This is a genomic window from Sphingobium yanoikuyae (assembly GCF_013001025.1).
In the GTDB taxonomy this organism is placed as follows: Bacteria; Pseudomonadota; Alphaproteobacteria; order Sphingomonadales; family Sphingomonadaceae; genus Sphingobium; species Sphingobium yanoikuyae_A.
Map to the genome: position 1 here is coordinate 5,073,678 of NZ_CP053021.1, position 12,736 is coordinate 5,086,413.

At 64.1% G+C, this 12,736-nt stretch carries 14 protein-coding genes; 4 read left to right on the forward strand and 10 right to left on the reverse strand.

The window, feature by feature from the left end; genetic code table 11:
- Window positions 1–2 precede the first annotated feature (2 nt).
- The 10 genes from pcaD to HH800_RS24540 are packed head-to-tail and all read right to left on the reverse strand — an operon-like array spanning window position 3 to window position 7,578.
- Window positions 3–773 carry a 3-oxoadipate enol-lactonase gene (gene pcaD / locus HH800_RS24495; RefSeq protein ID WP_169862960.1) on the reverse strand — a complete coding sequence of 257 codons (771 nt, stop codon included), beginning with the start codon at window positions 771–773 and terminating at the stop codon, window positions 3–5.
- A 2-nt stretch (window positions 774–775) separates the two neighbouring features.
- Window positions 776–1,093 (reverse strand): 2Fe-2S iron-sulfur cluster-binding protein, encoded by a 318-nt coding sequence (locus HH800_RS24500; protein ID WP_169862962.1) that lies wholly within the window; start codon window positions 1,091–1,093, stop codon window positions 776–778.
- Window positions 1,094–1,107: 14 nt separating this feature from the next.
- Window positions 1,108–1,755 (reverse strand): 3-oxoacid CoA-transferase subunit B, encoded by a 648-nt coding sequence (locus tag HH800_RS24505; RefSeq protein ID WP_169862964.1) that lies wholly within the window; start codon window positions 1,753–1,755, stop codon window positions 1,108–1,110.
- Complete coding sequence (locus tag HH800_RS24510; RefSeq protein WP_169862966.1) at window positions 1,755–2,462, reverse strand: CoA transferase subunit A; 708 nt, start codon at window positions 2,460–2,462, stop codon at window positions 1,755–1,757. The genes HH800_RS24505 and HH800_RS24510 overlap by 1 nt, the downstream gene beginning before the upstream one ends.
- A 13-nt stretch (window positions 2,463–2,475) precedes the next feature.
- The gene (gene benD, locus HH800_RS24515; RefSeq protein ID WP_169862968.1) at window positions 2,476–3,261 is read right to left on the reverse strand and encodes a benzoate diol dehydrogenase BenD; all 786 of its coding nucleotides are present in this window, start codon (window positions 3,259–3,261) and stop codon (window positions 2,476–2,478) included.
- 10 nt (window positions 3,262–3,271) lie between these two features.
- Entirely contained in the window at window positions 3,272–3,787 is a 516-nt protein-coding gene (benB, locus tag HH800_RS24520) for a benzoate 1,2-dioxygenase small subunit (protein ID WP_169862969.1), read from the reverse strand.
- Complete coding sequence (locus HH800_RS24525) at window positions 3,784–5,133, reverse strand: Rieske 2Fe-2S domain-containing protein (RefSeq protein WP_169863439.1); 1,350 nt, start codon at window positions 5,131–5,133, stop codon at window positions 3,784–3,786. The genes benB and HH800_RS24525 overlap by 4 nt, the downstream gene beginning before the upstream one ends.
- A 26-nt stretch (window positions 5,134–5,159) precedes the next feature.
- Window positions 5,160–6,086, reverse strand: a complete 927-nt coding sequence (locus HH800_RS24530; RefSeq protein ID WP_169862971.1) for a dioxygenase — start codon at window positions 6,084–6,086, stop codon at window positions 5,160–5,162.
- A gap of 38 nt (window positions 6,087–6,124) precedes the next feature.
- Window positions 6,125–6,415 carry a muconolactone Delta-isomerase gene (gene catC / locus HH800_RS24535; protein ID WP_037511893.1) on the reverse strand — a complete coding sequence of 97 codons (291 nt, stop codon included), beginning with the start codon at window positions 6,413–6,415 and terminating at the stop codon, window positions 6,125–6,127.
- Between the two features lie 5 nt (window positions 6,416–6,420).
- Window positions 6,421–7,578, reverse strand: coding sequence for a muconate/chloromuconate family cycloisomerase (locus tag HH800_RS24540; RefSeq protein ID WP_169862973.1), 1,158 nt, complete (start codon window positions 7,576–7,578; stop codon window positions 6,421–6,423).
- Window positions 7,579–7,689: 111 nt separating this feature from the next.
- Here HH800_RS24540 and HH800_RS24545 point away from each other — a divergent pair, with 111 nt between their 5' ends.
- The 4 genes from HH800_RS24545 to HH800_RS24560 all read left to right on the forward strand — a co-directional run bounded on the left by HH800_RS24545 (window position 7,690) and on the right by HH800_RS24560 (window position 12,734).
- Window positions 7,690–8,613 (forward strand): LysR family transcriptional regulator, encoded by a 924-nt coding sequence (locus HH800_RS24545; RefSeq protein ID WP_169863440.1) that lies wholly within the window; start codon window positions 7,690–7,692, stop codon window positions 8,611–8,613.
- 105 nt (window positions 8,614–8,718) lie between these two features.
- Complete coding sequence (locus HH800_RS24550; protein ID WP_015063481.1) at window positions 8,719–9,822, forward strand: IS110 family transposase; 1,104 nt, start codon at window positions 8,719–8,721, stop codon at window positions 9,820–9,822.
- Between the two features lie 388 nt (window positions 9,823–10,210).
- Window positions 10,211–11,539: an MFS transporter gene (locus HH800_RS24555; protein WP_169862975.1), complete on the forward strand. Its 1,329-nt coding sequence runs from the start codon at window positions 10,211–10,213 to the stop codon at window positions 11,537–11,539.
- A 10-nt stretch (window positions 11,540–11,549) separates the two neighbouring features.
- Window positions 11,550–12,734, forward strand: a complete 1,185-nt coding sequence (locus HH800_RS24560; RefSeq protein WP_169862977.1) for a benzoate/H(+) symporter BenE family transporter — start codon at window positions 11,550–11,552, stop codon at window positions 12,732–12,734.
- Window positions 12,735–12,736: the final 2 nt, after the last annotated feature.

The following is a 12,736-nucleotide window of genomic DNA, read 5'->3' on the forward strand; positions in this document are numbered from 1 at the left end:
TCTCAGCTTTCCAGGAAAGAGGTGATGGCGCCCGCCAGCGCTTCAGGCGCTTCGAGCGGGGCCAGATGCGCGGCTTCCAGCGCCACATGCGCCGCGCCGGGGATGCGGGCGATCAGATGCTCGCCATGCCCTTCATGGGGTGTCGATGTGTCGCGGGTGCCGGTCACGACCAGGGTCGGACAGGCGATGCCGCCGATCCGATCGGCCAAGTCCATGTCGCGGATCGCCGCGCCGCAACCGGCATAGCCTTCTGCATCCATCGCCAGCAGCTGGCGCCGCACCGTTTCATAGATGGCCGGCTCGGCAGCCTCGGACAGGAAACGACCCATGGCAAGATCGGCGATGGCGGCCATGCCCTCGCCCCGCACCTTGGCGATACGGTCGTTCCAGGAGGCGCTGTCCATCGTCGCGGATGTGCAGATCGGCAACAGCTTCTCGACCCGGCCCGGCGCCCGCAGCGCCAGTTCCATGCCGATCATGCCGCCCAGCGAGACGCCCGCGACGTAGAAGCGATCGAAGCCGGCCGCATCGGCCGCCGCCAGCACATCGTCGGCCAGCATGGCGAGCGCATAATCACCCGGCTCGGCGATCGTGGCGCCATGGCCGCGCGCATCGATCCGCAGCACCGCGAAGCGATCGCGCAGATGCGGCAGCACGCCGTCCCACAAATCCATGTCGGTGCCGATGCTGTTCAGCAGTAGCAGCGCGGGCGCGTCATCGCGCCCATCGCGCTTCCAGTAAAGAGTGGCGCCGGGACGCAGGATGAAGGCCATGCTCAATCCTCCGGCGCGATGGCGACGCGCAGCCCGTCGAGCGCGGCCGTCATCATGATCTGGCAGGACAGGCGCGACCGATCGCCGCGATGGTCGGAGGAATCGAGCAGATCATCCTCGTCGCCGCTGGCCGCGCCGACCGTCTCGATCCAGGCCTCATCCACGAAGACATGGCAGGTCGCGCAGGAACAGCAGCCGCCGCACAAGGCCAGCAGTTCGTCAAAGCCATTGTCGCGAATAGCCTCCATCACGGAGACGCCTTCACGGGCATCAATGGTCGTTTCGTCCCCCGCACGGTTGACGACGATCAGATTGGGCACGGTAAATTCCAGTCTTATGCGTTTTCGAGGATCGCCAGCGGCGCGCCGGTCTTCTCGATCACTTCGGCTTCGGTGACGCCGGGGGCCAGTTCCACAAGGGTGAGGCCGCCCTTCGCCCGATCGACGGCGATCACGGCGAGGTCGGTGATGATGAGGTCGACCACCGCCTTGCCGGTGAGCGGCAGGGTGCAAGCGTTGAGGATCTTGGGGCTGCCATTTTTCGACACATGGTCCATCACCACGACCACGCGCTTGACGCCCGCGACCAGATCCATCGCGCCGCCCATGCCCTTCACCATCTTGCCGGGGATGGTCCAGTTGGCGAGGTCGCCATTGGCGGCCACCTCCATCGCCCCCAGCACCGCCATGTCGATATGGCCACCCCGGATCATCGCAAAACTGTCCGCCGAGGAGAAGAAGCTACTGGTCGGCAGCGCGGTGATCGTCTGCTTGCCGGCGTTGATCAGGTCCGGGTCCGCCTCGCCCGCAAACGGGAAGGGACCGATGCCGAGCATGCCGTTTTCGGATTGCAGCGTCACGTTGACGCCTTCGGGCACATGGTTCGCCACCAGAGTCGGGATGCCGATGCCAAGGTTCACATAATAGCCGTCGCGCAGTTCCTTCGCGGCGCGCGCCGCCATCTCGTCGCGGGTCCAAGGCATCAGGCGGTCTCCCTTTCGCGAACAGTCAGCTTCTCGATCCGCTTCTCGTTGATGGTGGAAAGGACGATGCGGTCGACATAGATGCCCGGCGTATGGATGCAGTCGGGGTCGAAGCTGCCCTCGGGCACGATTTCCTCGACCTCCACCACTGTCACCTTGCCGGCGGTCGCCATGTTCGGGTTGAAGTTGCGCGCGGTCTTGCGGAACATCAGGTTGCCCGCGGGGTCGGCGCGCCAGGCCTTGATGATCGACAGATCAGCGCGCAGCCAGGTTTCGCGGACATAGTCCTCGCCCTCGAAATTCTCGACCGGCTTGCCCTCGGCCACCACCGTGCCGACGCCGGTCTTGGTGTAGAAGGCCGGGATGCCGGCGCCACCGGCACGGATACGTTCGGCCAGCGTCCCCTGCGGGTTCAGCTCCAATTCCAGCTCGCCCGACAGATACTGGCTTTCGAACAGCTTGTTCTCGCCCACATAGGACGAGATCATCTTGCGGACCTGCCGGCTTTCCAGCAGCATCCACAGGCCAAAGCCGTCGGCGCCGGCATTGTTGGAAATGACGGTCAGATCCTTCACGCCGCTCGCGCGGATTTCCGGGATCAGGCTTTCGGGGTTGCCCGACAGGCCGAAGCCGCCCGACATGATCGTCATCCCGTCGAACAACAGGCCATCAAGGGCCTGCGCCGGGCTGTCGTAGATTTTCTGCATGTCTTCAGTCCCTTCAGCCGATATCGCCGCCCGCAACGGGCAGGACCGATCCGGTCACATAGCTGGCCTCGTCGGAGGCGAGGAAAAGGATGGGGGCGATCTGCTCGTCCAGCGTGCCGTAGCGCTTCATGAAGGCCGACGATGTCACCTGTTCCACCGCCTCGGCCATCCAGCCCTGTTCTTGGCGGTTGTCGCCCTCGGCATTGCGCGGCACGCGGCGCGGCGGCGCGCTGGTGCCGCCGGGCGCGGTTGCGACGACACGGATGCCCGCCTCCGCATACTCCATCGCCAGTGCTTGCGTGAGGCCATTGATCCCGCCCTTGGCCGCCGAATAGGGCACGCGGCGGATGCCGCGCGTGGCGTTGGACGACAGGTTGACGATCGTCCCCGCCCCCTGCTCCAGCATCGCGGGCAGGACCGCATGGCAGCAATAGAGGGTCGGCATCAGCGAGCGACGGATTTCCGCATCGATCTGATCCGGCTCGAACTGCGCATAGGGCCGCATGCGGATCGCGCCGCCGACATTGTTGATGAGGATGTCGATGCGCCCGAGCGCCGCGATTGCCGCCGCCATCGCTTGCGCCGCGCCCTCATAGGTTTCAAGGTCGCAGGTGACCGAAATCGCCTTGCCACCGGCCGCGACGATCGCCTGCTCGACATCGGTCACGAAGTCCGCCCGGTCGACCAGCACGAGGCTGGCGCCCTCGGCCGCGGCACGGGTGGCGACACCGGCACCGATACCCTGCGCCGCGCCGGTCACGACCATCACCTTGCCGGCGAAGCGTCCCTGGAAGATCATCGCCCGCCCCTCAGATATGATAGACGTCGATGACCTGATGAATATAGTCGTCCTTGAGGACGATCGTCTTCTTCAGGATCTTCGGCGCCGCGCCGCTGATGTCCAGCGTGACGAAGCTGGTTCCGAAAAACTGCTGCGTCTTCTGGTAGCGATGGCTCATCGTGTGCCAGTTGTAGCGCAGGTCGATCGCATCGCTCCGCGTCTCGATCACCTCGATATTCGCCAGGAAGTGCGAGGTGCGTGCCTCCGGCGTGCTCGCCGACGACCGTTCGGTCTTCAAGCGATAGACGCGATCCTCCAGCCCCTTGCGGTTGCCATAATAGATGAGCGAGATTTCGCTGTGCGGATCGGTGGTCAGCGCGTCATCGTCGGTCCAGGCCGGCATCCAATATTCGCACTGTTCCGAATAGCATTCGAGCCATGCGTCCAGTTCGCGATCGTCGAGCAGCCGTGCCTCGCGATAGAGAAAGGCGCAGATATCCTGATAGGAGAGCGCCGCGCGCTTCGTGTCGAGCACCAGTGTCATTCTGCGGCCTCCATCATCGGCGCACCGGCTTCGCGGGCCATGCCGTCGAGCATGATCTGCGCCCAGAATTCATGCTGGCGCACGAACAAGCCTTCATCCTCGCTACGTTCGCTGGACAGCAGCGGGTTCATGCCCATGGCGGTCGCGTTGCTGTCCGGCCCGGCGATCCAGCGGGTCGCGCCACGGCTCAAGTCATTCCACAATTCGCCAGCCCCCTCATAGGCCGACTGGCAGCTGCGAAATTCCTCCAGATCGTCGGGCGTGCCCATGCCGGTGACGTTGAAGAAATCCTCATATTGGCGGATGCGATGGGCGCGGTCTTCGGTGCTCTCGCCCTTGGGGGCGTAGCAATAGATGGTGACCTCGGTCGTATGCACGTCGATCGGGCGGACGACACGGATCTGGGTCGAAAACTGGTCCATCAGGAAGACATTGGGATAGAGCGCCAGATTGCGCGTCTGCTCCAGAATGAAGCGGGCCTTGTCCTCCCCCAGTCGCTCGACCAGCTGGTCCTTATAGTTCCAGACCGGCCGGACCTCGGGGTTCAGCACCTGCGTCCAGAGCAGGATATGGCCATGCTCGAAGCCATAGACGCCGCTCGCGGGTGCCTTCGACCAGCCATTGGCGTCGACCGCCTTGGTCCCGCCCTCGGCGCGGCGGCCCATGGTCGACTGGTAATTTTCGTGGACCGAACTGACATGATAGCCGTCGCAGCCATTTTCCATCTGCATCTTCCAGTTGCCATGGAAGGTGTAGGTGGAATTGCCGGTCAGCACTTCCAGACCCTCGGGCGCCTGATCGACCATCTGGTCGATGATGACCCTGGCCTCGCCCAGATGATCCTCCAGCGGCAGGACATCATGATTGAGCGACCCGAAGATGAAGCCGCGATAGCTTTCGACCCGCACCCTGGTCAGGTCGTGCGACCCTTCATGATCGAAACTGTCGGGATAGGCGCCGGTGCTGGCATCCTTGGCGCGCAACAGCTTGCCGTCGGTCTTGAAGCTCCAGCCATGGAAGGGGCAGACGAAGAGCGGCTGGTTGCCACGCTTGCGGCGGCACAGCTTGGCGCCGCGATGGGCGCAGGCATTGACCACGCAATTGAGGCCGCCATCCTTGGCCCGCGTCAGGATCACCGGCGTATGGCCGATCCAGGTGGTGAAATAGTCGTTCTTCTTCTCGACCTGGCTCTCATGGGCCAGATAGACCCAGTTGCTCTCGAAGATATATTTCATCTCCAGATCGAACAGTTCCGGGTCCGTGAAGACGTCGCGGCGGCAGCGAAAGATGCCGGTTTCCGGATCGTCCACGACCGCAGTTTCAACACGGTCGCGCAGGAAAGCCATGGGGCTGGTCATGATCCTCTCTCCTCTCAGGCCGGTTCCGTGACCGGTTCGACGGCATCCACCACCAGCCGCTTGCGGGTCGAGAAGGCCTCGTCGCCCTCATCGTCCGAGCGCTGCAGATGAAAATCGAAGGCGATATGCGCGCTGTCGCCCTGGCGGTTCGGCACCGGCAGCAACCCTTCGCGGGTGCCGAAGGCGAAATCGTCGGCAGCAAACGGATCGTCGCCGAAATTGATCTGTGTCGTCAGGCGGCGATAGCCGGGCGCCTCGATGAAGAAATGCACATGGGCGGGGCGATTGCCGTGCCGGCCGAGCGCCTTCATCAGCGTGTCGGACGCGCCGCCCGGCGGCACCGAATAGCCGTTCGGCATCTTCGACGAGAAGGCATAGGTGCCGTCCGCCGCTATCTTCAGCCGGCGCCGATTGTTGAACGGCGTCTGTTCATGGGTCGGGTCGAAATGCGAATAGAAGCCGTGCGAGTCCGCATGCCAGACATGGACCAGCCCGTCGGTCACCGCCTCGCCATCGGGGCCGATGATGCGGCCGGTCATGTAGAGCGTGTCGGTATCGTCGGCATCGTCGGTCAGATAGGCGCCGCTCTCGACGATCGGCGCGCCCTCGACATAGAGCGGCCCTTCGATCGTGCGCGGGGTGCCGCCCGACTTGCCGGCCTCGGCATCCTTGGCGTCCATATAGAGATCGATGAAATGTTCCAGGCCGACGCCCGGCATCAACAGGCCCAGTTCGCCCGCGCCCGCCGCGCCCTGCAGGAAGTTGACGGCGTTCCACACCTCATCCTCGCTGACATCATAGCGGGCGATGACGGTCATGCAGGATTGGATCAGGTCGCGAACGATGCCCTTCATGCGGGCGTTGCCACCGTCGCAGTCCAGCCCCGCGACACGGTCGAGCAGGTTTTGGATTTCCGGTGTTTCTACGAAGCTGGTACCCATATTTTTCTCTCTTAAGCTTTGCGGTCTGTGTCGGACGATCAGCGATCATCCTCATGGATCGAGGACGGATGGCGGCAGAGCGGCGTGATCTTCATCGTCATGAAGGGGTAGAGCGGCAGCGCCATCAGCGTGTCGTGCAGGGCGGCATTGCTCTCGACATCGAAGATCGAGACGTTGGAATAGAGGCCGACCTTGCGCCAGATATGGCGCCAGGTGCCGGCGGCCTGCAGCGTCTGGAAATAGGCCTTTTCCGCGGCCTTGATCCTGGCGGCTTCCGCCGCATCGAAATCCAGCGGGATGTTGACGTCCATTTCGACCATGAACAGCATGGGTTTCAGGCTCCTGCGGTAACGGCGTGAAGGATCGGCGACGTGCGATCGCGCCGGAAGAAGGCGAGCTTGTCCTCGTCAAAGGCGATGCCCAGGCCCGGCCCGGTCGGCACGGCGAGCGAGAAGTCGGCATAGCCAAGCGGATCGCGCAATATGTCCTCGGTCTGGAGCAGCGGACCGAACAATTCGGTGCCCCAGGCAAGGTCCGGCAGGGTGGCAAAGACATGGGCCGACGCGACCGTGCCGACACCGCCCTCCAGCATTGTGCCGCCATAAAGGCCGATGCCGGCCGCCGTGCCGATCGCGGCCACGTCAGCCGCTGCGAACAGGCCGCCCGACTGGGCGATCTTGAGCGCGAAGACGCTGGCAGCATGGGCCGAGGCGATCCGCATCGCGCTGCGCGGACCATTCAATGCCTCGTCCGCCATCAGCGGCACCGGCTGGTTCTTCGACAGGCGCGCCATTGCGGCGATCGCGTCGCCAGCGATCGGCTGTTCGACCAGGTCGCAGCCGACATCATGCAGCATGGCCATGCCGATCTTGGCCTGCGCCTCCGACCAGTTCTGGTTGACGTCGACGCGCACGCTGGCGCGGTCGCCCAGCGCCTTGCAGATGGCGCCGACATGGGCGACGTCGTCGCGCACTTCGCGCTTGCCGATCTTCAACTTGAAGATGCGATGGCGCCGGCGGTCGAGCATCTCCTCGCCCTCGGCAATGTCGCGCGCGGTGTCGCCGCTGGCCAGCGTCCAGGCGACGGGCAGACTGTCGCGCACCCGGCCACCGCCGATCAGTTCGGACACGGCGATGCCCAGCCGCTTGCCGGCCATGTCGAGCAGCGCGGTTTCGACCGCGCATTTGGCGAAATGATTGCCGCGCACGCAGCGGGCGACCTTGGCCATGGTCGCGCCGACCTGCGCCAGGTCGCAGGTTTCCAGGACGGGGATGATATAGGTGTCGATCGCCGACTTGATGCTTTCGGGGCTTTCCTCGCCATAGCTGAGGCCGCCGATCGTGGTGCCCTCGCCAATCCCCTCGATACCGTCGGCATCGGTCAGGCGGACGATCACCATCGATTGGGCGTGCATGGTCGCCATGGCCAGCACATGCGGGCGGATCGTCGGCACATCGACGATGAAGGTATCGGCGTGGCTAAATCCAGCCATTGCGGCGACTCTCCCAAATGCTTACGTTTCATGGGATAGCTATGCCTCGTCTGCGCCGGTTTCAAAGATCAATGCGGTTAAGGGGCCATACTCTGGAGGTATAAGTCAGTGATAGACCTGCGCCTCTTGCGCTATTTCGTGGCGGTGGCCGACGAAGGCAATTTCAACCGCGCCGCCGACCGGCTGCATATTGCCCAGCCGCCATTGTCCCGTGCGATCCAGCAACTGGAGGCGCATGTCGGCGCGCCTTTGCTCGACCGCGCCAGCCGCCCGCTGCGGCTGACCGATGTCGGGCGCCTGCTCCACGCCCAGGCGCTGCAGTTGCTGGCGCGGATGGAGGATGTCGAGACGATGGTGAAGACCGCCGCCACCAGCCAGCGCCGGCGGCTGGTGATCGGCTTCGTCGCCTCGACCATCTATGCCCGCCTGCCCGAACTGATCCGCGAATTTCGCAAGGTCGCCGACAACGTCGAACTGGTCATGGTGGAAAGCACCACCCTGGAACAGATCGCCGCATTGAAGGACGGACGCATCGATGTCGGCTTCGGCCGCATCCGGTTCGAGGATACTGCCGTCCGTCGCATCATCCTGCGCAATGAGAAGATGGTCGCCGCCTTCCCGATGGACCACCCGCTGGCCCGCGGCGAAGGACCGATCTCGATCCGTGATCTGGCCGACGAGCCGCAAATCATCTATCCACGCGCGCCGCGCCCCAGCTATGCCGACCAGGTCATATCGCTGTTCCGCGACCATGCGATCGAACCGCGCATCGTCCATGAAGCGCGTGAACTGCAGATCGCCATCGGCCTGGTCGCGGCGCAGGAGGGGATGGCGATCGTCCCCGAATCGGTCCATCGCGCCCGCAGCCACGATGTCGCCTTTCGCGACCTGATCGAGCCGGCCACCTCCCCGATCATCATGAGCCACCGCCCCGGCGACCGTTCACCCGAACTGGCGCTGATGGCGTCGGTGATCGCGCGCCAATATGCGCAATGGGGCTATGAGGTGCCGGCCGCCCTGACCGAGGAGCTTTGAAGCCACCGAAGCGCCCGCCATACCCTTAGACCCAATGACCGTCATTCGCCTCGCGCTTCGAGGCAGGTGGGGCGTAAGCTCAGCTTGTCAGGAAGGAGAAGGACAATGTCGATCAGCAAGTTTGTCGGTCTCGATGTCCATAAAGAGACGATTGCAGTTGCGCTCGCCGATGACGGTCGGACTGGAGAAATCCGGTTCTACGGGACCATACCCAACACGCAGGATTCGATCCGGCGTCTGGTGGCCCGACTGAGCAGCCCGGATGTCGCGCTGCATTTCTGTTATGAAGCAGGCGGCTGTGGCTACGGAATTCATCGTCAGTTAGTCGATCTGGGGGCGGAATGTAGCGTGATTGCGCCATCGGTCATGCCGCGCAAACCTGCGGACCGGATAAAGACCGACCGACGTGACGCGATGACGCTCGCCCGATTGCTACGGTCTGGTGAATTGACGGCGATCTGGGTCCCGGACGAGGCACACGAGGCTATCCGTGATCTGATTCGTGGGCGACGCCAGGCGAAACACGATTTGGTTGCTGGCCGGCAGATGTTGTTGAGCTTCCTTCTGCGCCATGGGCGCAAGTTCGCCGGTCGATCCAATTGGACCAAGGCGCACTGGCGCTGGCTCGGTGAGCAGGCGTTTGATGCACCTCACCAGCAATTCGTATTCGGCGAGAGCATCCGCCGGATCGAGGAAGCACAGCAGCGCTGCGACCGACTGGATGCAATGCTGGTGGAGGCATTGCCCTATTGGTCGCTGGCGCCGTTGGTTCAGGCTCTGCAGGCCTTGCGGGGTGTCGGCTTGATTGTCGCCGCCACCTTAGTTGCAGAAATAGGCGACCTTGGTCGGTTCGATACCCCAAAACAGCTCATGGGTTGGCTGGGGCTGGTCCCGTCTGAAGCGTCGAGTGGTGCCCGGACGCGCCGAGGCGCAATAACGAAGACCGGCAACCGCGAAGCGCGAGCAATGTTGGTGGAGGCGGCCTGGTCCTATCGACTGCCAGCGCGGGAAGAACGCCGCTATCGAGCCCGGGTCGAGGGACTGCCGGATGAAGTCAAAGCCATCGCCTGGAAAGCACAAGTCCGACTGTGCCAGCGCTACCGGATGTTGGCTGCGTCCGGGAAGCCCTTGCCGAAGGTCATCACGGCGATCGCTCGCGAATTGGTGGGATTTGTCTGGGACATCGGGCGACGTATGCAGCCCGCATGACGACGGCATCTCAAGTTATTGGACCTGATGGGCGTGCCGCGAAGACCAGGCAAGATGGGTAACCCTCGGCGTACGTTGGGGCAGGTTTCGACCGATGCCCGTGCTTAGAGAGAGGAAGGCCCACGACGGAAATGGGAAATGCGGTAGTCAATCCGCGGATGAGAGCATGATCAATCGTCGTCGATCGGCTCGCGGCACACCCATCAGGTGCATCATCAGTTTCAATTACACCGGACCTCAGTTTTGGTGTAGGTTCTGTGCGGCTCCGCTTCCAAAATGACGGTCATGAGAGCGTATTTCAACGGGACTTAATTGGTATTTGGCGCCGCCCTGCATGTCCTTCACTTTCCCGGGAAATCATACCCATCAATAAGGGAGAGGAATCGATATGCAGGGTATCGATATAAATCGTCACATCGACGAAGCCAGGTTCGGAAACCTACATCTCAAGATCATCATTGCTTGTGCCATCCTGCTTATAGTCGATGGCTATGACGTCTTCATTTACGGCGTCGTCCTTCCGCAGTTGATGGACCAATGGGGACTTAGCGCCCCGCAGGCCGGGTCGCTTGCCAGCTGGGCCTTGTTCGGCATGATGTCGGGCGCGCTCTTCTTCGGTCCTCTGGGCGACCGGATCGGCCGCAAGACCTGCATCACCATCTGCTTCGCGCTGTTCAGCGCCGCCACTTTCGTCAACGGCTTTGCCACGACGCCAACCATGTTCGGCGTGCTGCGCTTTCTTGCCGGCCTTGGCTGTGGCGGGCTGATGCCCAATGCGGTCGCACTGACCAATGAATATGCGCCCAAGCGGATGCGCAGCACGCTCGTCGCGCTGATGTTCAGCGGCTATGCCGTGGGTGGCATGGCGGCCGCGGGCCTCGGCATCTGGCTGCTGCCGCTGTTCGGCTGGCAGGCGATGTTCTTTGCCGCCGCCGTGCCGCTCATCCTCCTGCCGCTCGTCCTGCGCGGCCTGCCGGAATCGGCTGGCTTCCTCGTCCGGCAGGGGCGCCAGGAACAGGCCCGCGCCATCCTCCAGCGGCTGTCGCCCGGCCAGCGCCTCGACGGCCTGCTGATCCAGCCGCAGGGCGCTGCCGCCAAAACCAGCATCGCCGCCCTTTTCCAGCACAATCGCACGCTCGGCACGCTGTCCATGTGGCTCTGCTTCTTCTGCTGCCTGCTCATGGTCTATGCGCTCGGCTCCTGGCTGCCACAGCTGATGCGCAGCGCCGGATACAGCCTCGGGTCCAGCCTGTCCTTCCTGCTGGCACTCAATTTCGGTGGCATGTTCGGCGCGATCGCCGGCGGACGCCTGGCCGACCGGTTCGGCCTGCCCCAGGTGGTCATCGCCTATTTCCTGCTCGGCGCGATCTGCATCAGCCTGCTCGGCCTCAACGGACCGATGCCGATCCTCTATCTGCTGATCTTCGTCGCCGGCGCCGGTACCACCGGCACGCAGATATTGCTCTATGCCAGCGTCGCCGATTTCTACGACCTGTCGGTGCGCTCGACCGGACTTGGCTGGGCATCGGGCATGGGCCGGGTCGGCGCGATCGTCGGGCCGATGCTGGGCGGCGTGCTGCTCGCGGCGCAACTGCCGATGACGCTCAACTTCGTCGCCTTCGCCATTCCGGGCCTCGTCTCGGTGCTGGCCACCCTGGTCTTCATGCTGAGCCGTCGCCAGCAGGCCAACCGGGAAAGCTACGCCCTGGCGGCGTGATCGGACCATCATGACTGCAAGCCAGACCGGCTGGATCCCGGCGATCATCGCCGGGATCATCGCCACCACCATATCCTATGCCGGCCCGCTGGTGATCATCTTCCAGGCGGCGCAGGGCCTCGAACCCGCCCTCGTCGCCTCCTGGATCTGGGCGATCTCGATCGGCAGTGGCCTGCTCGGCATCGCGCTCAGTTGGCGCTGGCGCGTGCCGATCGTCATCGCCTGGTCGGCACCCGGATCGGCGCTGCTGGTGACGATGCTGCCGCAGACTGATTTCGCGACCGCGATCGGCGCCTATATCATCGCCAATCTCGCTGTGCTGCTGGTCGGCCTGTCGGGCGCCTTCGACCGGTTGATGCAGCGGCTGCCCGCCGCGATCACCGCCGCGATGCTGGCCGGCATCCTTTTTCGTTTCGTTGTCGATATGATTGGCGCCGTGCCATCCGCGCCGCTGATGCTGATCGCGATGATCGCCGCCTTCTTCGCCGGTCGTGTACTGGCGCCGCGCTATGCCGTGGTCGCGGTGCTGATAACGGGCGTCGCGATCACCGCGCTCAGCGGCGGCCTGTCGGGATCGATCGGTACGCCGCACTTCACCATGCCGGTCTGGACGACGCCGCGCTTCGACTGGGCCGCGACCGCCAGCATCGCCGTGCCGCTGGCGGTGGTCGCGCTGACCGGTCAGTTCCTGCCCGGCATCGCCATCCTGCGCGCCGCCGGTTACGACCAGCCCGCCGCCCGGCCGATCGTCTCGACCAGCGCCATCGCCTCGATCGCGCTGGCTCCGTTCGGCTGCCACGGCCTCAACCTCGCCGCCTTCACCGCCGCCATCTGCCTTGGCCCCGACGCCCATCCCGATCCCGCCCGCCGCTACATGGCCGGCATCGCGGGCGGCGTCACCTATCTCGTCTTCGGCGCCTTTGCCGCCACCGTGCTGGCGCTGTTCGCCACCCTGCCCAAGACGCTGATCGCCGCGCTGGCGGGCCTCGCTTTGTTCCCGGTCGTCGCCAATTCGCTCAGCACCGCGCTACGTGCCGAGCAAGGACGCGACGCCGCCCTTGTCACTTTCGCTGTCAGCGCATCGGGCATGACGCTGGCCGGGCTCGGCTCCGCCTTCTGGGGCCTGATCTTCGGTCTCGCCGTCCACCTGCTCCAGAGCCTTGTCGCAAAACGGCCGGACCAGGCCACCGCATAACC